Origin of the sequence: Shinella oryzae, from assembly GCF_023038235.1 — a bacterium.
Taxonomy (GTDB): Bacteria; Pseudomonadota; Alphaproteobacteria; order Rhizobiales; family Rhizobiaceae; genus Shinella; species Shinella sumterensis.
This window is the reverse complement of sequence record NZ_CP081987.1, coordinates 933,805-957,278: the sequence shown is the minus strand read 5'-3', so window position 1 is coordinate 957,278 and position 23,474 is coordinate 933,805. Positions and strand designations below refer to the sequence as shown.

Annotated in this window: 22 protein-coding genes; 12 read left to right on the top strand and 10 right to left on the bottom strand. The window is 65.1% G+C overall.

Translation table 11 applies throughout. The features are described from left to right. Nucleotides 1–101: 101 nt before the first annotated feature. Nucleotides 102–839, bottom strand: a complete 738-nt coding sequence (gene fabG / locus K6301_RS04705) for a 3-oxoacyl-[acyl-carrier-protein] reductase (protein ID WP_134649832.1) — start codon at nt 837–839, stop codon at nt 102–104. Nucleotides 840–944: 105 nt separating this feature from the next. After that, entirely contained in the window at nt 945–1,886 is a 942-nt protein-coding gene (gene fabD, locus K6301_RS04700; RefSeq protein WP_247219593.1) for an ACP S-malonyltransferase, read from the bottom strand. A 204-nt stretch (nt 1,887–2,090) separates the two neighbouring features. On the opposite strand from fabD, the gene K6301_RS04695 reads away from it, so the two are divergent. Next, nucleotides 2,091–3,134, top strand: a complete 1,044-nt coding sequence (locus K6301_RS04695) for an aldo/keto reductase (protein ID WP_247219592.1) — start codon at nt 2,091–2,093, stop codon at nt 3,132–3,134. 116 nt (nt 3,135–3,250) lie between these two features. Here the strand turns inward: K6301_RS04695 and K6301_RS04690 are convergent, their stop codons facing one another. Then, nucleotides 3,251–3,619 (bottom strand): hypothetical protein, encoded by a 369-nt coding sequence (locus K6301_RS04690; RefSeq protein ID WP_247219591.1) that lies wholly within the window; start codon nt 3,617–3,619, stop codon nt 3,251–3,253. Nucleotides 3,620–3,971: 352 nt separating this feature from the next. Between K6301_RS04690 and rpsF the strand changes: the two genes are divergently transcribed. From rpsF to K6301_RS04660, 6 genes are all read left to right on the top strand, one after another. Further along, on the top strand, nt 3,972–4,424 hold the full coding sequence (gene rpsF / locus K6301_RS04685) for a 30S ribosomal protein S6 (protein ID WP_117369405.1): 453 nt from the start codon (nt 3,972–3,974) through the stop codon (nt 4,422–4,424). Between the two features lie 24 nt (nt 4,425–4,448). After that, nucleotides 4,449–4,697, top strand: coding sequence for a 30S ribosomal protein S18 (gene rpsR / locus K6301_RS04680; protein ID WP_023515801.1), 249 nt, complete (start codon nt 4,449–4,451; stop codon nt 4,695–4,697). Between the two features lie 210 nt (nt 4,698–4,907). Beyond that, entirely contained in the window at nt 4,908–5,882 is a 975-nt protein-coding gene (locus K6301_RS04675) for a DUF2232 domain-containing protein (RefSeq protein WP_247219590.1), read from the top strand. Nucleotides 5,883–5,903: 21 nt separating this feature from the next. Continuing rightward, a complete protein-coding gene (gene rplI, locus K6301_RS04670) occupies nt 5,904–6,482 on the top strand; it encodes a 50S ribosomal protein L9 (RefSeq protein WP_247219589.1) in 579 nt (192 codons plus the stop codon). Between the two features lie 205 nt (nt 6,483–6,687). Beyond that, on the top strand, nt 6,688–7,974 hold the full coding sequence (locus tag K6301_RS04665; protein WP_247219587.1) for a cyclopropane fatty acid synthase: 1,287 nt from the start codon (nt 6,688–6,690) through the stop codon (nt 7,972–7,974). A gap of 290 nt (nt 7,975–8,264) precedes the next feature. After that, nucleotides 8,265–9,764 carry a replicative DNA helicase gene (locus tag K6301_RS04660; protein ID WP_134649825.1) on the top strand — a complete coding sequence of 500 codons (1,500 nt, stop codon included), beginning with the start codon at nt 8,265–8,267 and terminating at the stop codon, nt 9,762–9,764. A 65-nt stretch (nt 9,765–9,829) separates the two neighbouring features. On the opposite strand, the gene K6301_RS04655 is transcribed toward K6301_RS04660, so the two are convergent. Continuing rightward, nucleotides 9,830–10,423, bottom strand: a complete 594-nt coding sequence (locus K6301_RS04655; protein WP_247219586.1) for a hypothetical protein — start codon at nt 10,421–10,423, stop codon at nt 9,830–9,832. 102 nt (nt 10,424–10,525) lie between these two features. On the opposite strand from K6301_RS04655, the gene alr reads away from it, so the two are divergent. The 5 genes from alr to K6301_RS04630 all read left to right on the top strand — a co-directional run bounded on the left by alr (nt 10,526) and on the right by K6301_RS04630 (nt 16,384). Further along, nucleotides 10,526–11,695: an alanine racemase gene (gene alr / locus K6301_RS04650; protein ID WP_247219584.1), complete on the top strand. Its 1,170-nt coding sequence runs from the start codon at nt 10,526–10,528 to the stop codon at nt 11,693–11,695. Between the two features lie 102 nt (nt 11,696–11,797). Beyond that, nucleotides 11,798–13,201, top strand: coding sequence for a DNA repair protein RadA (gene radA, locus K6301_RS04645; protein WP_160872653.1), 1,404 nt, complete (start codon nt 11,798–11,800; stop codon nt 13,199–13,201). A 141-nt stretch (nt 13,202–13,342) separates the two neighbouring features. Continuing rightward, entirely contained in the window at nt 13,343–13,945 is a 603-nt protein-coding gene (locus K6301_RS04640; protein ID WP_247219582.1) for a CvpA family protein, read from the top strand. 193 nt (nt 13,946–14,138) lie between these two features. Then, entirely contained in the window at nt 14,139–15,632 is a 1,494-nt protein-coding gene (purF, locus tag K6301_RS04635; RefSeq protein ID WP_134649820.1) for an amidophosphoribosyltransferase, read from the top strand. Nucleotides 15,633–15,643: 11 nt separating this feature from the next. After that, a complete protein-coding gene (locus K6301_RS04630) occupies nt 15,644–16,384 on the top strand; it encodes an SDR family NAD(P)-dependent oxidoreductase (RefSeq protein ID WP_247219581.1) in 741 nt (246 codons plus the stop codon). A gap of 36 nt (nt 16,385–16,420) precedes the next feature. Here K6301_RS04630 and K6301_RS04625 read toward each other — a convergent pair whose 3' ends face one another. The 6 genes from K6301_RS04625 to K6301_RS04600 all read right to left on the bottom strand — a co-directional run bounded on the left by K6301_RS04625 (nt 16,421) and on the right by K6301_RS04600 (nt 23,368). After that, nucleotides 16,421–17,455 (bottom strand): HlyD family secretion protein, encoded by a 1,035-nt coding sequence (locus tag K6301_RS04625; protein WP_247219580.1) that lies wholly within the window; start codon nt 17,453–17,455, stop codon nt 16,421–16,423. A 4-nt stretch (nt 17,456–17,459) separates the two neighbouring features. Then, the gene (locus K6301_RS04620) at nt 17,460–19,031 is read right to left on the bottom strand and encodes an MFS transporter (RefSeq protein WP_247220497.1); all 1,572 of its coding nucleotides are present in this window, start codon (nt 19,029–19,031) and stop codon (nt 17,460–17,462) included. Between the two features lie 80 nt (nt 19,032–19,111). Then, on the bottom strand, nt 19,112–19,567 hold the full coding sequence (locus K6301_RS04615) for a MarR family winged helix-turn-helix transcriptional regulator (RefSeq protein WP_247219579.1): 456 nt from the start codon (nt 19,565–19,567) through the stop codon (nt 19,112–19,114). 132 nt (nt 19,568–19,699) lie between these two features. Further along, a complete protein-coding gene (pssA, locus tag K6301_RS04610; RefSeq protein WP_247219578.1) occupies nt 19,700–20,548 on the bottom strand; it encodes a CDP-diacylglycerol--serine O-phosphatidyltransferase in 849 nt (282 codons plus the stop codon). Between the two features lie 71 nt (nt 20,549–20,619). Beyond that, complete coding sequence (locus tag K6301_RS04605) at nt 20,620–21,318, bottom strand: phosphatidylserine decarboxylase (RefSeq protein WP_247219577.1); 699 nt, start codon at nt 21,316–21,318, stop codon at nt 20,620–20,622. Between the two features lie 154 nt (nt 21,319–21,472). Continuing rightward, the gene (locus tag K6301_RS04600) at nt 21,473–23,368 is read right to left on the bottom strand and encodes an ABCB family ABC transporter ATP-binding protein/permease (RefSeq protein ID WP_247219576.1); all 1,896 of its coding nucleotides are present in this window, start codon (nt 23,366–23,368) and stop codon (nt 21,473–21,475) included. Between the last annotated feature and the right edge of the window lie 106 nt (nt 23,369–23,474).

The following is a 23,474-nucleotide window of genomic DNA, read 5'->3' as shown; positions in this document are numbered from 1 at the left end:
CCGATTAACACGGTTTAAGTCTGCCGCAAAGTCCGAAAATGGCCGGTGCTCCAGCGGTCAACATGCAATTTCAGCCGGTTGACCGGGTGCCCGCAGCCCAATCAGATCATGGCCATGCCGCCGTTCACATGCAGCGTCTGCCCCGTCATGTAGGCGGCTTCCGACGACGCGAGATAGGCCACGGCCGACGCGACTTCCACGCCAGTGCCCATGCGCTTCATGGGAATGGCGCCCATGATGGCGTCCTTCTGCTTGTCGTTCAGCTTGTCGGTCATGGCGCTTTCGATGAAGCCCGGCGCCACGCAGTTGACGGTGACGTTGCGCGTGGCGATCTCCTGCGCCAGCGACTTGGTGAAGCCGATCATGCCGGCCTTGGAGGCGCAATAGTTGGCCTGGCCCGGATTGCCGGTGACGCCGACGACCGACGTGATGTTGATGATGCGGCCATAGCGGCGGCGCATCATGGGATGGGTCAGCTCACGCGTCAGCCGGAAAACGGAGGTGAGGTTCACTTCCAGAACCGCATCCCAGTCCTCGTCGCTCATGCGCACGAACAGGCCGTCGCGGGTGATGCCGGCATTGTTGACGAGGATGTCGACGCCGCCGAGATCGGCTTCCGCCTTCTCGCCGAGCGCCTTGACCTCGGCGCGGTCGGACAGGTTGGCCGGGAAGATGTGGACGCGTTCGCCAAGATCGTTGGCAAGCGCTTCCAGCTTCTCGACACGGGTGCCGTGCAGGCCGACGATCGCGCCCTGGGCGTGCAGGATGCGGGCGATCTCTTCGCCGATGCCGCCGGACGCGCCGGTAACGAGAGCCTTGCGGCCGGAAAGGTCGAACATGGGTTGGGTTCCTCTTGCTAGAGCGAATAGCGAATGGCGAATGGCGAATAGGGGAAAAGCGGTAGCGCAGCTTCTATTCGCTATTCGCTATTCCCAATTCGCCCTTCAGACGAGTTCCGCCAGCGCATTGTCGATATCGGCGGGCGTGTTGATCGCGATGCCGGTGACGGATTTGTCGATGCGGCGGGCGAGACCGGTCAGCACCTTGCCGGAGCCCGCCTCGTACAGCGTCGTGACGCCGTTGGCGCCGAACCACTCGACCGTCTCGCGCCAGCGGACCTGGCCGGTGACCTGCTCCACCAGGAGGCGGACGATCTCCTGCGGATCACTGACGGGGGCAGCGCGTACGTTTGCGATGAGCGGCACGACCGGGGCCGTCGCCGCGACGGCGGCAAGCGCCTCGCGCATGGCATCGGCGGCGGGCGCCATCAGGGCGGAATGGAATGGTGCGGAGACCGAAAGCATCAGCGCGCGCTTGGCGCCCTTGTCCGTCGCGAGCCGGGCTGCGACCTCGACGGCCGGCTTGGAACCGGAGATGACGAGCTGGCCGCCGCCATTGTCATTGGCGATCTGGCACGAGCCACCCTTCGACGCTTCCTGGCAGATGGCTTCGACATCCGCCTGCTCCAAGCCGATGATCGCGGCCATGGCGCCCTCGCCGACCGGGACGGCCGACTGCATGGCATTGCCGCGGATGCGCAGGAGCCGCGCGGTATCGGCCAGCGAGAAGGTGCCGGCGGCGCAGAGCGCAGAATATTCGCCGAGCGAATGGCCGGCGACATAGGAGACCTTGTCCTTCAGCGAAAGGCCGCGCGCTTCCAGAACGCGCATGACGGCGATCGAGACGGCCATCAGCGCCGGCTGCGCGTTCGCCGTCAGCGTCAGCGTTTCCTCGGGGCCCTCGAACATGATGGCGGACAGCTTCTGGTCCAGGGCGTCATCGACTTCCTGGAAAACGGCGCGCGCTTCCGGGAAGGTGTCTGCGAGTTCCTTGCCCATGCCGACGGCCTGGCTGCCCTGGCCGGGGAAAGTGAATGCTACGCTCATTGGGGGTCTCCCGTCTTCTGTTTGTCTTTCCATTCACATTCCGGCCCGCCAAGTCAAGGCGTGGCGCGCCCCCGCCCCCTGCCCGGAGTGCCGTTTGGCGCGCCTTGCACAGGGAATTGCGGCTTAATATCTTGTACTTCTATCTTGCACTTCGCCGGCACCCGCCTACATTCGCGCGGTTCCCACAAAAGGATTTTCCCTCCCATGAAATACAATCCGCTCGGCAGGACCGGCATCGACGTGTCGGAAATCTGCCTCGGCACCATGACCTGGGGCTCCCAGAACAGCGAGCAGGAAGCCCATGACCAGCTCGACTACGCTCTCTCCCAGGGCGTGAACTTTATCGATACCGCCGAACTCTATCCGACCACGCCGCTCTCGGCAGAAACCTATGGCGACACCGAACGCTTCATCGGCAGCTGGCTGAAGGCCCGCGGCAACCGCGACAAGGTGGTGCTCGCCTCCAAGGTCGCGGGTCCCGGCCGCCCGCATATTCGCGGCGGCGCGCCGATGGATCGCGCCGGCATCCTGGCGGCCATCGACGCCAGCTTGTCACGCCTCCAGACCGATTATGTCGATCTCTACCAGCTGCACTGGCCCAATCGCGGGCATTACCACTTCCGCAATTCCTGGGGCTACGATCCCTTCCAGCAGGACCGCAACCAGGTGGCCGAGGAGCTTTCGGAAATCCTCGAAACCGTGGGCGAGCTCGTCAAGGACGGCAAGGTCCGCGCGATCGGGCTTTCCAACGATACGGCCTGGGGCACGATGCGCATGCTGGCGCTTGCCGAGCAAAAGGGCCTGCCGCGCGTCGCCTCCATCCAGAACGAATACAACCTGCTGTACCGGACCTACGATCTCGATCTCGCGGAGCTGTCGCATCACGAGGACATCGGTCTGCTCGCCTATTCGCCGCTCGCCGCCGGTCTCCTCACCGGCAAGTATCTCGACGGCGTAAAGCCCGAGGGCTCGCGCCTGACGAAGAACGGCGATCTCGGCGGGCGCTACCAGCCGCTGCAGGAGCCGGCGGTGCGCGCCTATGTGGAGCTTGCCCGCCAGCACGGGCTCGACCCGGCCCAGATGGCGCTCGCCTTCTGCCTGACGCGCCCCTTCATGGCATCGGTCATCATCGGCGCGACGTCCATGGAGCAGCTGAAGACGGATATCGGGGCCAAGGACGTGACCTTGTCCCAGGACGTCCTCGACGGCATCGCCCGCGTCCACCGGCTGCATCCCGCACCGATCTGACATCGGCATGCCCGTCGTATCAATATAATAAGAAACCCGCCGTTTCCGGCGGGTTTCTCGCTCCCTCGGCCCGGGCGCGGACTTGGGGTTTGTCCTTGTCCGGGCTTTGGAAAGGGTTACGGCGTGGTCGTCGTCGCGCCGCCGCCTTCTGCAGGCTGGCTGTTCAGCGGCTGCTGGGTGCCGCCCGTCGTCGCGCCGCCGGTCTGGCCGTCGGTGGCCGTGCCACCGGACGGTGCGGTTTCCGGCGTCGTGATGGACGAGGTGTTGGCGTTCGGGTCGACATTATCGGGCGTGCCGCTGCCGACGAAGTAGAAGGCGCCAACCGCGACCAGCACGGCGAGGATCACCGCAACGGCCCAGCCGCCCGATCCACCACTCCGCGTGTTGTTCACGACGACGGGATCGCGGTCCTGCACCGGGCGCTCGACGCGGCCGTCCGGGGAGCTGTGTTCCAGGGGACGATTGACAAGGTTCGGGTCTTGCATGTCGTTCACTCCATGTTGTTAGATCGCCAAGATAACGCCCCGGCCCGGGGATGGTTCCGCGATGCGTTGCAGAACGAAACAGGGGCTTTTGCCGGCAGGCCTTGCGTTTGGCTGAAAAATCCGTATAAGCGCGCTGTTCAAAACACCCGGTCAACCGGCTGGTGGCTGAACGGAGGGCCGGCATATCCTTTGTGACATGCCGTTTGGGGCCAAGGGCTCCAGCCTCCCGTGTCTCCGCTCTCGACCGTCTGGATTAACGCTTTTCTTGCTTCGGGCCTCGGCCCCTGAGAACTGTCGTTGAGGCTTGGCGCCGGTTTCGGGTGATATGCAAACGCAAGAAAGGCAAAGCCACATGGCTCTTTACGAACACGTCTTCCTGGCACGCCAGGATGTGTCCGCCCAGCAGGTCGACGCTCTCGTCGAACAGTACAAGGGCGTTATCGAATCGTTCGGCGGCAAGGTCGGCCGGGTCGAAAACTGGGGCCTCAAGTCCCTGACCTACCGCATCAAGAAGAACCGCAAGGCGCATTACGCGCTGATGGACATCGACGCCCCGGCCGCTGCGATCCACGAAGTCGAGCGCCAGATGCGCATCAACGAAGACATCCTTCGTTACATGACCATCGCCGTCGAAGCCCACGAAGAAGGCCCGTCGGCCATGATGCAGAAGCGTGACCGCGACGACCGTCCGCGCCGCGAAGGCGACGACCGCGGCCCGCGCCGCGACTTCGGCGACCGTCCGCGCCGCGATTTCGGCGACCGCCCGCCGCGTGGCGACCGTCCGGCCCGCGAAGACCGCGCGTAATCGAAGCAGAAGGAGATTATAGATATGGCTGATGTTTCTTCCGCTCCGGCACGCCGTCCGTTCCACCGCCGCCGCAAGACCTGCCCCTTCTCGGGCGCAAACGCTCCGAAGATCGACTACAAGGACGTCCGTCTCCTGTCGCGCTACATTTCCGAGCGCGGCAAGATCGTCCCGTCCCGCATCACGGCCGTTTCCCAGAAGAAGCAGCGCGAACTCGCCAAGGCGATCAAGCGCGCCCGCTTCCTCGGCCTGCTGCCCTACGTCGTAGCGTAAGCACGCTGACGCTGCGGCCTGACTCGACGTTAGGCCATAGCCTTTGACTCAAGGGGAAGACGGGCCGCCGCCTTCCCCGTTTCCCTTCCGCGTTGGGCGCGGATCGGAGCCGCCGGTCTTTTGAGACCACCAATCCCATGTTGGGGAGACAGTCCTGAAACCATCGGTCAGGAACCTCCTCTAACTGTCTGATGAGACAGGACAGCGAACGTGAAGACCTTGACGCCAACCTCGATTGCGATCGGCCTCGTTGCCGGTGTGACCGCCGCTCTGCTTTCGCTGAGCGCGAATGCGCAGTCGTCGCTCGCCATCGTGCTTTACGCCGCGTCCGCCCTTCCCATCCTGATCGCCGGGCTGGGCTGGGGCAATGCCAGCGCCTCCATCGCCGTTGTTGCCGGCGGTGTCACGGCGTCCGCGCTCGTCTCCTCGCATTTCGCCGCGCTGATCGTGCTCATCACGCTGATCCCGGCGGGCTGGCTTTCCAACCTCGCGAACCTCGCGCGCCCGGCTTCCGAGCTCGGCGGCCCCGACAATGCGCTCGCCTGGTACCCGCTTTCCAACATCCTCGCCCACCTCGCCGTGATGGTGACGCTCGGCATGATCGCGGTCGGCGCCATCGTCGGCTATGACAGCGAGATGGCGAGCAAGCTCGTCGACATGGTCATCGAGGCGCTGAAGGCGCAGGAGCCGCTCTACAACCCGGATGCCGCGGCCGTCGCGCAGCTGAAGTCGGTGTTTGCGATCGCGCTGCCGCTCGTGCAGGGCGCGCTGTGGGTGTTCCTGCTTTTTGCAGCCTATTACATCGCCTCCTTCATCGTGCGCGCCTCCGGCAAGGGGCTGCGCCCGCGCGAGGACATGCCCGCGACGCTGCGCATGCACCGCAACGCGATCTTCGCCTTCCTCGGCGGCCTCGTGCTCACCTTCGCAGGCGGCGTCCCGGCGATCATCGGCGCCCTGATCTGCGGCACGTTCGGCGCCGGCTTCGTGCTCGCCGGTTTCGCAAGCCTGCATTTCCGCACCCGCGGCAAGCCGTGGCGGCTGCTTGCGCTGTGGTTCACCTACATCTCGGTACTGCTCTTCACGATACCGGTCTTCTTCATCCTCATTCTCGGGCTGATGGACACGAGGCGCACCATCGCGCTGACGCCCACCGGCCCGGCTGAACAGAAAAACCCCGATACCTGAACTCAAGAAAGGAACTCTAAAATGGACGTCATTCTCCTCGAACGCATCGCCAAGCTTGGCCAGATGGGCGAAACCGTAAAGGTTCGCGACGGCTTCGCCCGCAACTTCCTGCTGCCGCAGGGCAAGGCGCTGCGCGCCAACGAAGCCAACAAGAAGCGCTTCGAAGCCGAGCGTGCGACGCTCGAAGCCCGTAACCTGGAGCGCAAGTCCGAAGCCCAGGCCGTTGCCGAAAAGCTCGACGGCAAGTCCTTCGTCATCGTCCGTGCCGCCGGCGAAACCGGCCAGCTCTACGGTTCGGTCGCTGCCCGCGACATCATCGAAGTGCTGGAAGCCGAAGGCTTCAACGTCGGCCGCAACCAGGTCGAGCTCAACACGCCGATCAAGGCCATCGGCCTGCATAAGGTCGTGCTGCACCTGCATGCCGAAGTCGCCATCTCCATCGAGCTCAACGTTGCCCGTTCGGCCGATGAAGCCGAGCGCCAGGCCAAGGGCGAAAGCCTGACCTCGGCCGACGCCATCTACGGCGTCGACGAAGACGCGCTGACGGCAGCCGACTTCTTCGACCCGGAAGCTGACGGCGTCGACGAAGACGACGCATAATATCCAGTCCTTACGGACGGTTACGGGACGGGTCGGCATTGCCGGCCCGTCTTCGTTTCGGCAGGTCAAAAAACACGGGTTGAAATCCCCGCTTTCCCAGCAATATCTTATAGCCGTTAGACTGGATTGGCGGTTGGGCCGCTCTTCAGGCCGGTTTCCGACCAGACCCGTTCCGCCATATTTTCAAGCGCGACGGAGTTTGCTGATGAAATTCATAGTACAGGCTCTTGTTTCCCGCCTCGTCGAGACTGGAAATCTGACGATCACCTACCCGGACGGATCCCGCCAGACCTTCGGCGATGGAACCGGCAATCCGGTGCACATGCGCATCAACAGCCGCAAGGCGCTCTGGGGCCTTGCGGTCGACCCCGCCTATTATCTCGGCCACCACTACGGCACCGGCGATATCGATATCGTCGAGGGCGACATGTACGGCCTGCTCAAGATCGTCTTCACCGGCAATCCCGACTTCCAGTATTACGACACACGCTGGAACCGGGCGCTGGAGCGGCTGCGCTACCTGCTGCGCTGGGCGCGCGAGAAGAACAGCGTCGTGCGGTCGCGCCGCAACGTGCAGCATCACTACGACCTGACCGGCGCGCTCTACGACCTCTTCCTCGACCAGGACCGGCAATATTCCTGCGCCTATTTCGAGCGGCCGGACCAGTCGCTGGACGAGGCGCAGCTTGCCAAGAAACGGCACATCGCCGCCAAGCTCAACATCATCAGGCCCGGCCAGAGCGTGCTCGATATCGGCAGCGGCTGGGGCGGCATGGCGCTCTACCTTGCCCGCCAGCTCGGCGCGAAGGTCACGGGTGTCACCCTCTCCGACGAGCAGCATGCGCTTTCGGTAAAGCGGGCGAGCGAGGCGGGGCTGGCCGACGAGGTGACGTTCCTGCTACAGGACTACCGCAATACGGAAGGCCCGTTCGACCGCATCGTCTCGGTGGGCATGTTCGAGCATGTCGGACGGCCGAACTACCTCACCTTCTTCAAGAAGAGCGCGGCCCTTCTGAAGCGTGACGGCGTGATGCTCCTACACACGATCGGCCGCACCGACCGGCCGACGGCCAACAACCCCTTCATCGAAAAATACATCTTCCCCGGCGGCTATATCCCTGCCCTGTCGGAAGTGATGCAGGCCGTGGAAAAAAGCGGGCTTGCGGTGACGGACGTGGAAATCCTGCGGCTGCATTATGCCGAGACGCTGCGCCACTGGCGCGAACGCTTCATGGCCCGGCGCGACGAGGCCAAGGCGCTCTACGACGAGAAGTTCTGCCGGATCTGGGAGTTCTATCTCGCAGCGTCCGAGAGCGCCTTCCGCTGGCAGAACCTCGTCGTCTTCCAGCTCCAGCTCGCGCATGACCAGGAAGCGATCCCGCTGACCCGCGACTATATCGGCCGCGGCGAGGATTGCCTGAAAGCGCATGAGGGCAATCCCAAGGGCGAGCAGCGCGGCCCGCGGCAGTTTCCGCAGGAAGCCGCGCTTTAAAAAATCTCCGGTGGACACGCGTTCACCGGGGACGCTCCACGCTCTGTTTTTTGCGCATTGTCTCCCGCCGAAGCCTTCGCGCTTCGGTGGGACGCGCGCGGGGATTCGCACTGCGAGTCAATCGAAAGCCAGGGCCCCCCGCAGGAATCCGGGCTTGCTGTGGCGGGCCTGCCTGTGGAAAAGTCTAAGACCGGGCTTAACCACCGGTGTGAGTCGGATGCGCTTGACCCCCGCCGGTACATGACCCAAACCATCGACCTTCGCAAAAGAGGACGGGGAGATTCGGGACGATGAATGATGCCGTGCGCAAGCTCAGCCAGGCCGGTCACGACAATGCGGAGCTTCACCATCGCGAGGCGCCGAACAACGTCGAGGCCGAACAGGCGCTGCTGGGCGCCATTCTCGTCAACAACGATGCCTATTACCGCGTCTCGGACTTCCTGAAGCCGATCCATTTCCACGAGCCGCTGCACCGCAAGATCTACGAGCTTGCCGGCGATACGATCCGCATGGGCAAGATCGCCACGACGATCACGCTCAAGACGCACCTGCCGACGGACGGACGCGTCGGCGACCTGACGATCCCGCAATATCTCGCCCGCCTGGCGGCCGAGGCCGTGACGATCATCAACGCGGAAGACTATGGCCGGGCGATCTACGACCTCGCGCTGCGCCGCTCGCTGATCAATATCGGCGAGGACATGGTCAACATCGCCTATGACGCGCCGCTCGACATGCCGCCGCAGACGCAGATCGAAGACGCCGAACGCCGCCTGTTCGAACTCGCCGAGACCGGCCGCTACGATGGCGGCTTCCAGTCGTTCAACGATGCCGTCGCGCAGGCCATCGACATGGCCGGGCAGGCGTTCGAACGCGACGGGTCGCTGTCGGGCATCTCCACCGGCATCCATTCGCTCGATGCCCGCATGGGCGGCCTGCAGCGTTCGGACCTTATCGTGCTTGCGGGACGTCCCGGCATGGGCAAGACCTCGCTTGCCACCAACATCGCCTACAACATCGCGGCGTCCTACGAGCCCGAAGTGCAGGCGGACGGCTCCTTCAAGGCGCGCAACGGCGGCGTCGTGGGCTTCTACTCGCTCGAAATGTCGTCCGAGCAGCTGGCGACCCGTATCATTTCCGAGCAGACGGAAGTGTCTTCCTCGAAGATCCGCCGCGGTGACATTTCCGAGGCCGATTTCGAAAAGCTCGTCGCCTGCAGCCAGATGATGCAGAAGGTGCCGCTCTATATCGACCAGACCGGTGGTATCTCCATCGCGCAGCTTTCGGCGCGCGCGCGACGCCTCAAGCGCCAGCGCGGCCTCGATTGCCTCGTGGTGGACTATATCCAGCTCATGACCGGCTCGGGCAAGTCGAGCGACAACCGCGTGCAGGAAATCACCCAGATCACCACGGGCCTCAAGGCGCTGGGCAAGGAACTGAACGTGCCGATCATCGCGCTTTCCCAGCTTTCCCGTCAGGTGGAAAGCCGCGAGGACAAGCGCCCGCAGCTTTCGGACCTTCGCGAATCGGGCTCCATCGAGCAGGACGCGGACGTGGTGCTCTTCGTGTTCCGCGAGGAATACTATGTGAAGAACCTCGAGCCGCGCGACGAGTTCGATCCGAAATACGAGGAATGGAAGATGAAGTTCGAGGCCGTGAAGGGTACGGCCGACGTCATCATCGCCAAGCAGCGTCACGGACCGACCGGCACCGTGAAGCTCGCCTTCCAGTCGGAATACACCCGCTTCACCGACCTCGCCGACCCGTCCTTTACCCAGTACGAGCACTGAGGACCGGTTCAAGCCATCGCTCTTTGCTAGAACGGCCGGGCCCTGCCCGGCCTTTTTTCGTTCGCCTACTGCTTCGAAAAGGCCGGCGCCTTGCAGATGCCGGCAACGATGGAGAGTGCCTTGCGGGCGCGTTCCTTTTCCCGTGCATCCGTCAAGGTCAGGTCCAGCCGGTCGGCACAGACCATGTCAGAAGCGGTTTCGCCCGAAAGCGATATGCGCGTGGCACAGTGCAGGTCCTTGCCGGTGAGAACGATTTGCACCGCCTTGTCCGAATCGACCGGCACCGGCTTGACGCCGGCGATCATGTCGTCGGCCGAGGCATAGGCGCGGACGGAGGTGACGCGGCGCAGGTCCACCATGCCGAATGTCACGGTCGCCCACTGGCCGGGAAACTGCAGCGCGGACATGAAGCGGGCGCGGCACGGGACGCCGCCCACCTCCAGCCGGGTGACAAGGCGCGGCGCGTCGGGGTTTTCGACGATGGAGTAATAGAGCGCGGCGCTGTCGTCCTCCTGCGGCTTGCCGTCGTCTCGGGCAAGCCCGAGCAGCGTCGCGTGAGCGTCGCGGATATCCGCTTCCGTCGGGGCGTCCTGCGCAACGGCCGGCAGGGCCAGGAGTACCGTCGCAGCGGCAATGAACGATGGTTTTACGCGCGCCATGGTCGCTCCTGTTCGCGCCGCACCATAGGGCCGGCACCGGGCCGCCGCAATGCGGGCTGCGACCGTATTGCCGCCACAGTCCACAGGCTGTATTTCCACACGATGAGCAAACATCCAGCTTCCGGCCGCCCCACGCTTCCTGTCGCAGGCGAGGATCATGCCCGCCTGACGATCGACCTTTCCGCGCTGGCCGACAACTGGCGCGCCATGGCCCGCCGCTCGGGCGCCGCGCGCACCGCCGCCGTGCTGAAGGCCGACGCCTACGGCATCGGGCTGGAGCCAGCCGCCAAAACGTTCCACCAGGCCGGCGCGCGCGATTTCTTCGTCGCCACACCGGCCGAAGGGGCGGCGGTCCGCACTGCGCTGCCCGATGCGCGCATCTATGTGCTTTCGGGCATGTGGGCGGGCGCCGAGCGGCTGTTCTTCGAATTCGACCTCGTGCCGGTCATCGTCTCCGAGGAGCAGCTGGTCGTGTTCATGTCGGCGATCGCCGACGGCGGGGACATTCCCTGCGTGCTGCATGTCGATACCGGCATGAGCCGTCTGGGACTGAGGGTGGAGGATGCGCTGGCGCTGGCCGAGGACATCGCGCGTCCCGCGAGCTTCTCGCCGATCATGCTCTTGAGCCACCTCGCCTGCGCCGACGAGCCGTCCCACGCGCTCAACCGACAGCAGCTCCAGCGCTTCCGCAGCGTCGTTTCCGCCTTCGGCGATATCGACGCGACGCTTGCCAATTCCGCCGGCATCTTCCTCGGCGAGGACTATCACTTCACCCTCACCCGCCCCGGCATCGCGCTATATGGCGGGGCCGCGGTCAATGGCGTGCCGAACCCTATGAAACCGGTCGTCACGGCGGAGGCGCGCATTCTCCAGGTGCGCGACGTGAAGGCCGGCGAAAGCGTCGGCTACGGCGCCGCCGTGGTCTGCGCCCGCGATACGCGCGTCGCCATTGCCGCCATCGGCTATGCGGACGGCTATATGCGCAGCCTTTCCAGCGCCGGCATACCGCTGCGCCGGACCGGCCTTGCCGGCCCGAGCGGCATGCTGCATGGCCGCACCGTGCCGGTCATCGGCCGCGTGACCATGGACCTCACGCATTTCGACGTGACGGACATGCCCGCGGGAAGCGTGCGGCCGGGCGACTTCATCGAACTCTTCGGCAGGACCATGCCGATCGAGGATGTGGCGCGCGCCGCCGGCACCGTCGACTACGAACTTCTCACCAGCCTGGGCAACCGCTACGAACGGCGTTACGAGGCCGTAAAGAAGTAGGTCGCCCTCCCACGACGGCGCACTCGGTGCTCACCCGCGAACTGGACTTGTTCCCGTTTTGTGCTATTGCCATGGGCAACTGATACCGGAGAAGAAGTCCTGATGGCGAAAGGCCGCACTCAATTCGTCTGCCAGAACTGCGGCACCGTGCATTCCCGCTGGGTGGGAAAATGCGAGGGCTGCGGCGAGTGGAACACCGTGGTCGAGGAAGACCCGATGGGCGGCATCGGCTCGGGGCCCGGCAAGGTGCCGAAGAAGGGCCGCCCCGTTGCGCTGACGGCGCTCTCCGGCGAGATCGAGGAAGCGCCGCGCATCCATACCGGCATCGCCGAACTCGACCGTGCCACGGGCGGCGGCTTCGTGCGCGGCTCGGCCGTGCTGATCGGCGGCGATCCCGGCATCGGCAAGTCGACGCTGCTGATGCAGGCCGCCGCCGCCCTCTCCCGCCATGGCCACCGCATCATCTATGTCTCGGGCGAAGAGGCCGTGGCGCAGGTCAGGCTGCGTGCGCAGCGCCTCCAAGCACACCAGACCGACGTGCTGCTCGCTGCCGAGACCAATGTCGAGGACATCCTGGCCACCATCGGCGAAGGCAAGCGCCCGGACCTCGTCATCATCGATTCGATCCAGACGCTGTGGAGCGACACGGCGGAGGCCGCGCCCGGCACGGTGACGCAGGTGCGCACCGGTGTGCAGGCCATGATCCGCTTCGCCAAGCAGACGGGCGCGGCCATGGTGCTGGTCGGCCATGTCACCAAGGAAGGACAGATCGCGGGACCGCGCGTCGTGGAACACATGGTCGATGCCGTGCTCTATTTCGAGGGCGACCGCGGGCACCATTACCGCATCCTGCGCACCGTGAAGAACCGCTTCGGCCCGACGGACGAGATCGGCGTGTTCGAAATGTCCGACAAGGGCCTGCGCGAGGTTTCCAATCCGTCCGAACTCTTCCTCGGCGAGCGCAACGAGAAGGCGCCGGGCGCGGTGGTCTTCGCGGGCATGGAGGGCACGCGGCCCGTGCTGGTGGAAGTGCAGGCGCTGGTGGCGCCCACATCGCTCGGCACGCCGCGCCGCGCCGTCGTCGGCTGGGATTCGGCGCGCCTTTCGATGATCCTCGCCGTGCTGGAGGCCCATTGCGGCGTGCGGCTCGGCCAACACGACGTTTACCTCAATGTGGCGGGCGGCTACCGCATCTCGGAGCCGGCGGCGGACCTTGCGGTGGCCTCGGCGCTGGTTTCCTCGCTTGCCGGTCTTGCCCTTCCCGCCGATTGCGTCTATTTCGGCGAAGTCAGCCTGTCGGGCGCCATTCGTCCGGTTGCGCACACCGCCCAGCGCCTCAAGGAGGCGGAAAAACTGGGGTTTTCGCAGGCCCTGCTGCCCGCGGGTTCAGCCGAACTGCCCAAGGGCACCGGCAGCCGCTGGAGCGAGATCGAAGGCCTGCCGGACCTGGTGGCGCGCATCGCCGGATCGAAGAGTGCCCTCAAGCGGGAAGACGAGGACGTCTGACGGCCTTCGGCAGCGGGTCAATGCCCTGTGGGAAACACGGGTTTGAAGCGTGCCGAACCGGGACGGCGAAGACGCCTTCCGCTAACGTGCGCTTCGCACGGGGCGGGCCTGGCGACATTTCGGGTTTGGAGTAGGACGAACATGCCCATCACAATTCTCGACGGTATCGTCATCGGCGTTGCGCTGTTCTCCGCCGTGCTGGCGATGGTGCGCGGCTTCTCGCGCGAGGTTCTTTCCGTCGCAAGCTGGGTCGGTGCCGCGGCTGCCGCCTATTTCCTCTATCCCGTCCTTCTGCCCTATGCGAAGGACTATACGACGAGCGACACGGTCGCCATGGTCGGCTCCGCCGCCGCCGTCTTCCTCGTCGCGCTCATCGTGATCTCCTTCATCACCATGCGCATCGCCGACTTCATCATCGACAGCCGCATCGGCGCGCTCGACCGCACCCTCGGCTTCCTGTTCGGGGCCGCACGCGGCATCCTGCTCGTCGTCGTCGCCATGCTGTTCTTCAACTGGCTGGTGGCGCCGCAGCAGCAGCCGTCCTGGGTCACCACCGCCAAATCCAAGCCGCTGCTCGACAATCTCGGTTCGCGTCTCATCGCGCTGCTGCCGGAAGATGCCGACGCGACGATCATCGACCGCCTGCGCGGCAAGCAGACCGACGGCGCCACGGAGGATCCGGACGGTGCGGCCGGCGGGACCAACCAGGCGCCTGCCGAAGAGACGCCCGCGACGAACGGATAAGACAGTCAGGGGAGCCGCCACTCGCGAAAATTGACGAAGGCAGGCTCCCCGTTTTTTTGTTAGGATGAAAGAACCGCCACTGATGCTCCCGGGCCTCGGTGGCAAATGCTTTAGGCCATACCCATATGGGGCATGGCCGGAGTGGTGAAGACCCCCGTGCAACCTCCCAGGTTCCGAGCAAAGGCTTGCAGCAATGAGCGATTTCCTCTTCCCCGGCCGCCACGACGACGATCTCGACGGCGATACGCTTCACGAGGAGTGCGGCGTTTTCGGCATTCTGGGCCATCCCGATGCCGCAACGCTGACCGCACTCGGCCTGCATGCGCTCCAGCATCGCGGCCAGGAGGCGGCGGGTATCGTCTCCTTCGACGGCACGCAGTTCCACACCGAAAAGCATATGGGCCTCGTCGGCGACCATTACACCAATCCGGTGACGCTGGCGAAGCTGCCCGGCAACATGGCGATCGGCCACACGCGCTACTCCACGACGGGGGAAGTGGCGCTGCGCAACGTGCAGCCGCTGTTTGCGGAACTGGAAGTCGGCGGCATCGCCGTCGCCCATAACGGCAACTTCACCAACGGCCTGACGCTGCGCCGCCAGCTCATTGCCGGTGGCGCCATCTGTCAGTCGACCTCGGACACCGAAGTCGTTCTCCACCTCATCGCCCGCTCGCGTTACACCAACACGACCGACCGTTTCATCGACGCGATCCGCCAGATGGAAGGCGGCTACTCGATGCTCGGCATCACCCGCACGAAGCTGATCGCCGCACGCGACCCCACGGGTATCCGCCCGCTGGTCATGGGCGAACTCGACGGCAAGCCGATCTTCGCCTCGGAAACCTGCGCGCTCGACATCATCGGCGCCAAGTTCATCCGTGACGTGGAGAACGGCGAGATCGTCATCTGCGAAATCCAGCCCGACGGCTCCATCACCATCGAGGCCAGGAAGTCCGGCAACGCGCAGCCGGAACGGCTCTGCCTGTTCGAATATGTCTATTTCGCCCGCCCCGATTCCGTCGTCGGCGGCCGCAGCGTCTATGTGGCGCGCAAGAACATGGGCATCAACCTCGCCAAGGAACACCCTGTCGAGGGCGACGTCGTCGTGCCCGTGCCCGACGGCGGCACGCCCGCGGCCCTGGGTTACGCCCAGGAGAGCGGCATCCCGTTCGAATACGGCATCATCCGCAACCACTATGTCGGGCGCACCTTCATCGAGCCGACGCAGCAGATCCGCGCCTTCGGCGTGAAGCTGAAGCACTCGGCCAACCGTGCGATGATCGAAGGCAAGCGCGTCATCCTGGTGGACGATTCGATCGTGCGCGGCACCACCTCGCTCAAGATCGTGCAGATGATCCGCGACGCCGGCGCCAAGGAAGTGCATGTGCGCGTCGCAAGCCCGATGATCTTCTATCCCGATTTCTACGGCATCGACACGCCGGACCGGGACAAGCTTTTGGCCAACCAGTATGCCGACGTCGACGCCATGGCGAAGTATATCGGTGCGGATTCGCTGGAGTTCATCTCCATCAACGGCCTCTACCGGGCCGTCGGCGGCGAGGATCGCAACCCGGCCCGTCCGCAGTTCACCGACCACTACTTCACCGGCGACTATCCGACGCGCCTCCTTGACAAGGAAGGCGAGACGATGGGACGGAAGGTCTCGGTTCTGGCAAGCAACGGATAATTGAAGACAGCATGAGCATCGACCTGAAAGACCGCATCGCGCTGGTCACCGGCGCGTCGCGCGGGATCGGCTATTTCACCGCCCTCGAACTGGCCAAGGCCGGCGCCCATGTGATCGCCTGCGCCCGCACCGTCGGGGGACTGGAGGAACTGGACGATGCCATCCAGGCCGCGGGCGGCTCGGCGACGCTGGTGCCCTTCGACCTCGCCGACATGGCGGCCATCGACAAGCTCGGCGGCTCGATCTTCGAGCGCTGGGGCAGGCTCGACATCCTGATCGCCAATGCCGGCGTGCTCGGCACCATCTCGCCGATCGACCATGTCGAGGCGAAGGTGTTCGAGAAGGTGATGACCATCAACGTCACGGCGACGTGGCGGCTGATCCGCTCGGTCGCGCCGCTGCTCCTGAAATCCGATGCCGGCCGCGCCGTGCTGCTCTCCTCGAGCGCCGCACACAAGTGCAAGCCTTTCTGGGGGCCCTACTCGGCGTCCAAGGCCGCCGTCGAGGCGCTGGCCCGCACCTGGGCCGGTGAGACACAGCGCACGGCGCTGCGCATCACCTCGTTCGATCCCGGCGGCACCCGCACGGCCATGCGCGCCCAGGCCATTCCCGGCGAAGACCCCTCGACGGTGCAGCACCCCTCCGAAGTGGCCAAGGCCATCCTGCCGCTCGTCGCGCGCGACTATGCCGAGACCGGCAAGCTGTTCGACATGCGCCAGGGGCGTCTTGTGGATTACCGTCTGCCGGAGTGATCTTCAGCGTTATCGCCTGGAGAACTCCCCTCTGCCCTACTCCACCACCGTCCTCACCTCGACCGAAATGCCCGGCGCCAGGTATTGCGACAGGTCCTGCCCGTCGTCGATGGCGATGCGGACGGGGATGCGCTGGGCGACCTTGGTGAAGTTGCCGGTGGCGTTGTCGGGCTTGATGACGCTGAATTCCGAACCGGCGGCCGGCGAGAAGCGTTCGACATGGCCCTTCAGCGTGGCGTGGCGGAAGGCATCGACCGTCACCTCGACCGCCTGCCCCGGCTTGATATAGGCGAGCTGGGTTTCCTTGAAATTGGCGATGACCCAGGTATCGCGCGGCACGACGGCCATGAGCTGCGTGCCGGCGGCGACGTACTGGCCGAGCTTGACGCCGACCTCGCCGACCGCGCCGTCACGCGGGGCGGTGATCACGGTGTTCGAAAGGTCGATGCGCGCGAGCTCCACCGCGGCCTCCGCGCCGGCGACGGCCGCACCCAGCGAATCGCGGCCGACGATGATGGTCTGCAGATCCTGCTTCGAGACTTCGAGGTTGGCCTGCGCCTGCGAGACGGCGGCCTCGGCCTGGTCGAGCGTCGTGCGGCTCTGCTCCAGATCGCTCTGGGTCGAAATGCCCTTGGCGGACAGCTCCTCAACCCGGTTCCAGTTTTCTTCCGCGCGGCGCTTGGCCGAGGTGGCGCCGCCGAGCGCGGCTTCGCTGGCGCCGATGCGGGCCTTGGCGGCGTTTTCCTGCTGCTCAGAATTGGCAAGCGCCGCCTTCTGGCTGGCAAGCGTCGCCTCGGCCTGGGCAAGCTTCTGGTGGTAGATGCGATCGTCCAGGCGGACGAGCACCTGGCCTTGCTTGACGCTCTCATAATCCTTGACCGCGACGTCCGTGACGTAGCCGGGAAGCTGCGGGCTGATCAGGGTGACATAGCCGCGCACATAGGCATTGTCCGTCGTCTGGACTTCGCTGGCAAAGGGCGGCAGGCGCCAGGCATAGGCGACGACGACGATGCCGACGATGCCAAGGACGACGGCCAGCGCCGTCGCGGTGTTGCGAATATACTGTTTCATAGGGTCAGGCCTTTGCGGCGGCTGCGCCCGAAACGGCGCCCGCCTCTTTAATACGGACATAGATTCGGTGAATGGCAAGCGCGATGGCGGAGGCGACGGCCAGAAGCGCGATGACGAAGAAGGCGTCGTTGTGCGCCAGCACGTTCGCCTCGCGGGTCACCTGCTGGCTGAGCAGCGCCACCCCCTCGGCCTTCAGCATGGCCTGATCGGTGATCGTGCGGCCATAGGCGGCGGAAAGCTGGGAGATGCGCGCGGCGACCAGCGGGTCGGTCAGGGTCATCGCCTGGGCGAGAATGTTGGAATGGAACTTCTCGCGCAGCGTGATGAAGGAGCCGAAGATCGCGGAGCCGGCAAGGCCGCCCAGGCTCTGCGTGGCGAGGAAGACCACGATGAAGCTCAGGATGTATTGCGGGCCCTTGCGCAGCGCCATGGTGAAACCCGCGGCGATGGCGGGCGGCAGGAAGAGGCCGCCGCCGGCGGCGATCATCGCCTGGCTGAGATACATGTCGTGCGGGCGCGTGAGGTTGGTGGCGTGGCTGTCGAGCCAGGCGCCGACGCCGATCAGCATGAGCGCCACCATGTGGATGGCGGGCTCGCGGCTGGGCTTGAGGATCGCCGCGCAGACGAGACCGCTCGCCAGCGTCGCCAGCGCGACACAGGAATAGAGGCCGGTCAGCTGGTCGTTCTGCAGGCCCATGATCTGGAAGAAGTTGCTGGCCACCGCCGTCTGCTCGGCCAGCATGAGCCGGAAAAGGATGAGCACGGCTGCGAAATGCATCACCTCCCGGCTGAAAAGCCAGCGCAGGTCGATGAGCGGCGTCGCACGGTTGAGTTCCAGGACGGCCGCGATGGTCAGCGCCGCGATCATCACGACGGCCAGCACGCCGATCCACTCCGCCTCCAGCCACCAGTAGGTGCGGCCGACGGCGAAGATGACGGCGGCCGAGCCGAAGCCGATGGCGATGAAAAGGTAGCTGACGATATCGAGCTTCTCGATCACCTTGGCGCGCGGCAGAGGCGTCAGCGGCAGGAGATAGATGGCCGCGAAGGCCAGCATGGCGAGCGCGAGTTCGAGATAGAGCAGCGCCCTTACCCCGCCGATGTCGATCAGGAACGGCGAGACGATGCGGGTCAGGGGCGCGGCGAGCGCGATATTGGTGAGCGCCAGCGAGATGCCGATGGTCAGCTTGCGCGCCGGGGAGAACGCCTCCAGCATGTAGAGGAAGCCGAGGGTGGAGAGCGGCGCGGCCGCCATGCCGGCGAAGAAGCGCAGCACGATGGCCGAATGCAGGTCGGTGATGAAGATGTGCATCACCGACACGACGAGGAAGACGGAAATGCCGAGTTCGGCGAAGTTGCGCAGGCCGTACTGGTTGCGGATCTTGACGAGGGCGATCGACAGCGAGGCGTTCGGCGCCATATAGGCCGCGACCAGCCAGACCGCCTCGGTGCTTGTCGCGCCGAGCGGGCCTTGCAGCTGCGGCAGATTGGCGGCGACGAAGTTCATGCCGAAGCCCTGCGTCATGGCCAGCAGCGTTGACGCGACCATGTACAGGGCGGCCCGGCCGGGCGGCATGGATGGCGGCGCCGGCGGTGCGGCCGCCGGCGTTGCCGGCTCGGCCGGCTCGTCCAACTCATCGCTTGAGGAAACGGTGCTCATGCCTCGACGCTGTCCCGGCAGCTCCTGGCGATGTTGTCCGACATGGCCGCGAAGACCTTCACGGTGGCCGTCATGTCCGCGGTGGAAATGTCGGCAAGCACGTCCGCCCGCAGCGAGCGGGCGAGATCGAGCACTTCACCGGCCATGCGCGCGCCGTGCGTCGTCATGACGATCTGCTTGGCACGGCGATCGCCCTCCACCGACTGGCGCTCGATGAAGCCCTGTTTCTCCATCCCGTCCAGCAGGCGCACCAGCGTCGGCGTCTCGATGTCGAGTTCGTCGGCCAGTTCGCGCTGGTTGAGCTGGGAGCCGCGCCCGAGGATCATCAGGGCGCGGGCGCGCGGCAGGGTCAGCCCCCTCTCCTTCACCCGCGCATCGAACAAGGCGCGCATCTTGCGCTGGACGCGGGAGAGGTCGTCGAGGAGGCGTTCACGCGGATCGGTCGTCATCATCTTGGTAGCCTAAATATTATTAGCTTACTATCTATTTGCTTGCTAGGTAATCCACGACATGACAAAAATCAAGCCCCGCCCAGCGAACTGGACGGGGCTTGCGGCAAGCTCACGTAAAAATGATTGCGGCGGTCAGTGGCCTTCGGTTTCGGGGAACTCGCTGGCGGCCGGGGTGACGGGCGCCGACCAGCCGCCATACTTGCGCTTCCAGGACCGGGCGCCGAAGGGCAGCGTCACGAGATAGGCAAGGACGGTCACCACCATGGTTTCCCAGGTGAAGCTCATCAGCGTCGCGACGTAGAGCACGACGAGCAGGATGCCGGGCAGAACGAGATCGCGGCGGATGCGGCTGCCCTCGGACTTGCCCGACCAGACCGGCAGGCGGCTCACCAGAAGGAAGCCGATCACCACGGTGTAGCCGGAGGCGAGGAAGGCGAAGAGCGGGCTCGGGGGAACGCCGAGGAAGCCGATATAGACAGGCAGGAGCACCAGCATGGCGCCGGCCGGGGCTGGCACGCCGACGAAATATTCGCTCTGCCATTGCGCCTTTGTCTCGCGCTCGGCCATGACGTTGAAGCGCGCAAGGCGCAGGCCCGCGGCGATGGCGTAGATCAGCGCCGCGATCCAGCCGAAGGAGCGGGCCTGATCGAGGATAAAGACATAGAGCACCAGCGCGGGCGCAACGCCGAAATTGACGATATCGGCCAGCGAATCCATCTGGCCGCCGAACTTCGAGGTGGCCTTCAAGAGCCGCGCCACGCGCCCATCGATGCCATCGAGGAAGGCGGCGAGCAGCACCATGCCCACGGCGAGTTCGTAGCGGTTTTCGAAGGCCAGCCGGATGCCGGTAAGGCCCGCGCAGATCGCGAGCACGGTGATGACGTTGGGAATGACGATGCGCAGCGGGATTTCGCGCAGGCGCGGTCCGCGCGCTTCGTCGTTCGGGCCGTTGGGCTCATAGGGCGGAAATGGCGTTTCCATCGCGTGTCGTTTCTCTTGGTTGGAGACGGCTGCGGTTCGAAAACGCCCCGCCGGCCGCCTCGTTCCTGATCCTACGCCCTGCGGCTGACGACGGGGCCCTTGGCAGAGCCGAATTCCGCCAGCACGGTTTCGCCCGCAATCGCCGTCTGTCCGACGCTGACGCGCGGCTGCGCGCCGGCCGGCAGGAACACGTCGAGGCGCGAGCCGAAGCGGATGAGGCCGAAGCGCTCGCCCGCGTCGAGATGATCGTTCATCGTGCTCCAGCACAGGATGCGGCGCGCGACGAGGCCGGCGATCTGCACCACGCCGATTTGACCATGCGCGCTTTCGATGACGAGGCCGTTGCGCTCGTTCTCCTGGCTCGCCTTGTCGAGATCGGCATTGAGGAATTTGCCGGCGCGGTAGGCCACGCGCGTGATGCGGCCGCGCATGGGCGCGCGGTTCACATGGCAATTGAAGACGTTCATGAACACCGAGATGCGCAGCATCGGCTGGTCGCCCAGCTCGAGCTCCACCGGCGGCGTCATCAGGGCGATGGCGGAGACGCGGCCGTCGGCCGGGCTGATGACGAGGTCGTCGTCCTGCGGCGTCAGGCGCTCGGGATCGCGGAAGAAGTAGGCGCACCAGGCGGTCAGCACGAAGCCGATCCACATCAGCGGCGTCCAGAGCAGCCCCAAGAGAAGCGAGACGACGAAGAAGCCGGCCACGAACTTCCAGCCCTCCCGATGGATCGGCACCAGGGTGCTGCGGACTGTATCGACCAAACTCATCTTCGACATCTCCTGACAATTTCACGCCATCGACCTAGCGTGAAATGGCGATGGGGGCAATGTTTAGGGGAAGGTGATAGGCGATAGGCAATAGGAATTAGGGGAAAAGCGATTGCGCTTCCTCCCCTATTGCCTACTGCCTAAACCCTACATCCTATTCCGCCGCCGGCGTGCCGCGCACGACGATCCCGAGATCGTCGCTTTCGCGCACCTGCTTGAGGCGTTCCTCGGCCTGGACGGCCTCGCGCTGGCGGTTCCACATGGAGGCGTAGAGGCCGTCGTCGCGCTGCATGAGTTCGCCATGGGTGCCGCGCTCGGCGATCGCGCCGTCCTTCAGCACGATGATCTCGTCGGCGGAGATGACCGTGGACAGGCGGTGGGCGATGACCAGCGTGGTGCGGTTTTTCGAGACGATGTCCAGCGCCGCCTGGATTTCCTGCTCCGTGCGCGTATCGAGCGCGGAGGTCGCCTCGTCGAGGATGAGGATGGGCGGGCTCTTCAGGATGGTGCGCGCGATGGCGACACGCTGCTTCTCACCGCCGGAAAGCTTCAGGCCCCGCTCGCCCACCATCGCCTTGAAGCCCTCGGGCAGCTGGTGGATGAAGGCGCCGATCTGCGCGGCCTCGGCGGCGGCCACCACCTCTTCCTGGGTCGCATCCGGCCGGCCATAGCGGATGTTGTAGGCGATCGTATCGTTGAACAGCACGGTATCCTGCGGCACCATGCCGATGACGTGGCGCAGGCTCTTCTGCGTGACGTCGCGCACATCCTGCCCGTCGATGGTGATGGCGCCCTCCTGCACATCGTAGAAGCGGTAGAGCAGCCGCGACAGCGTGGACTTGCCCGCACCCGACGGGCCGACGACGGCGACGGTCTTGCCGGCGGGCACGTCGAAGGAAACGCCCTTGAGGATTGGCCGCGCGGGATCGTAGGCGAAATGCACGTCGCGGAAGGAGATGGCGCCGGAGGAGACGACCAGATCGGCGGCACCAGGCTTGTCCTGCACCTCCTCCTCCACCTCCAGGAGATCGAACATCTGCTCGATATCGGTCAGGCCCTGGCGGATTTCGCGGTAGACGAAGCCGATGAAGTTGAGCGGAATGGCCAGCTGGATCAGCATGGCGTTGATGAAGACGAAATCGCCCACCGTCTGCTCGCCGCGCTGCACGGCCATGGCCGACATCGCCATCATGGCCGCCATGCCGACGCCGAAGATCAGCGCCTGGCCGAAGTTCAGCCAGCCGAGCGAGGTCCAGACCTGGGTCGCCGCCTTTTCGTAACGTTCCATGGACTGGTCGAAGCGGCGGGCCTCCATCTCCTCGTTGCCGAAATACTTCACCGTCTCGAAGTTCAGGAGCGAATCGATGGCCTTGGTGTTGGCCTCGGTGTCGCTGTCGTTCATCGAGCGGCGGATGGAGATGCGCCAATCGGAGGCGCGCACCGTGAACCAGATGTAGAGCCAGACCGTGACGGCGGTGACAAGCAGATATTGCAGCCCGTAGCCCCACCAGAAGATGGCGGCGGTCATGAGGAATTCGATGAAGGTCGGCACGCTGTTGAGGATCGTGAAGCGCACGATCGTCTCGATGCCCTTGGTGCCGCGCTCGATGACGCGTGACAGGCCGCCGGTGCGCCGTTCCAGATGGAAGCGCAGCGACAGGCGGTGCAGGTGAACGAAGGTGCGGTAGGCCAGCTGGCGGACCGCATATTGCCCGACGCTGGCAAACAGCGCATCGCGCAGCTGGTTGAGGCCGGCCTGAAGGATGCGCGCGCCGTTATAGGCAAGCACCAGCATGACGGCGCCGAGCATGAAGACCGGCAGCAGGCCCACGGCGTCCGGCTTGCCGTTCAGCGCATCCGTCGCCCATTTGAAGAAATAGGGCACGAGCAGCAGCACGACCTTCGAGGCGAGCAGGAAGACCGAGGCCCAGACCACCCGCATCTTCAGGTCCGGCCTGTCGGAGGGCCACATATAGGGCCAGAGATTGACCAGCGTCCGGAGCGGATTGCTGCTGTCGGCCGAAACCGTCTTTTTTGTCGTCGTCGCCACGCTGGCCTCCACCAAACCGCGGTCGGCGGTTCGATCTTACATGCTGGAATTTCCGCAATGAAAAGACGGCGCCCTTTCGGGCGCCGTCCGTGTGAGATAGGTCCTC

Coding starts and splice junctions, on each gene's coding strand:
- purF (WP_134649820.1), top strand. CDS start 14,139: ATGAGCGATTTCCTCTTCCCCGGCCGCCACGACGACGATCTCGACGGC.
- fabG (WP_134649832.1), bottom strand. CDS start 839: ATGTTCGACCTTTCCGGCCGCAAGGCTCTCGTTACCGGCGCGTCCGGC.
- radA (WP_160872653.1), top strand. CDS start 11,798: ATGGCGAAAGGCCGCACTCAATTCGTCTGCCAGAACTGCGGCACCGTG.
- K6301_RS04620 (WP_247220497.1), bottom strand. CDS start 19,031: ATGCCGCCCGGCCGGGCCGCCCTGTACATGGTCGCGTCAACGCTGCTG.
- K6301_RS04625 (WP_247219580.1), bottom strand. CDS start 17,455: ATGAAACAGTATATTCGCAACACCGCGACGGCGCTGGCCGTCGTCCTT.
- K6301_RS04660 (WP_134649825.1), top strand. CDS start 8,265: ATGAATGATGCCGTGCGCAAGCTCAGCCAGGCCGGTCACGACAATGCG.
- K6301_RS04695 (WP_247219592.1), top strand. CDS start 2,091: ATGAAATACAATCCGCTCGGCAGGACCGGCATCGACGTGTCGGAAATC.
- rpsR (WP_023515801.1), top strand. CDS start 4,449: ATGGCTGATGTTTCTTCCGCTCCGGCACGCCGTCCGTTCCACCGCCGC.
- K6301_RS04655 (WP_247219586.1), bottom strand. CDS start 10,423: ATGGCGCGCGTAAAACCATCGTTCATTGCCGCTGCGACGGTACTCCTG.
- K6301_RS04690 (WP_247219591.1), bottom strand. CDS start 3,619: ATGCAAGACCCGAACCTTGTCAATCGTCCCCTGGAACACAGCTCCCCG.
- K6301_RS04640 (WP_247219582.1), top strand. CDS start 13,343: ATGCCCATCACAATTCTCGACGGTATCGTCATCGGCGTTGCGCTGTTC.
- alr (WP_247219584.1), top strand. CDS start 10,526: ATGAGCAAACATCCAGCTTCCGGCCGCCCCACGCTTCCTGTCGCAGGC.
- K6301_RS04630 (WP_247219581.1), top strand. CDS start 15,644: ATGAGCATCGACCTGAAAGACCGCATCGCGCTGGTCACCGGCGCGTCG.
- rplI (WP_247219589.1), top strand. CDS start 5,904: ATGGACGTCATTCTCCTCGAACGCATCGCCAAGCTTGGCCAGATGGGC.
- K6301_RS04615 (WP_247219579.1), bottom strand. CDS start 19,567: ATGATGACGACCGATCCGCGTGAACGCCTCCTCGACGACCTCTCCCGC.
- K6301_RS04605 (WP_247219577.1), bottom strand. CDS start 21,318: ATGAGTTTGGTCGATACAGTCCGCAGCACCCTGGTGCCGATCCATCGG.
- K6301_RS04665 (WP_247219587.1), top strand. CDS start 6,688: ATGAAATTCATAGTACAGGCTCTTGTTTCCCGCCTCGTCGAGACTGGA.
- fabD (WP_247219593.1), bottom strand. CDS start 1,886: ATGAGCGTAGCATTCACTTTCCCCGGCCAGGGCAGCCAGGCCGTCGGC.
- rpsF (WP_117369405.1), top strand. CDS start 3,972: ATGGCTCTTTACGAACACGTCTTCCTGGCACGCCAGGATGTGTCCGCC.
- pssA (WP_247219578.1), bottom strand. CDS start 20,548: ATGGAAACGCCATTTCCGCCCTATGAGCCCAACGGCCCGAACGACGAA.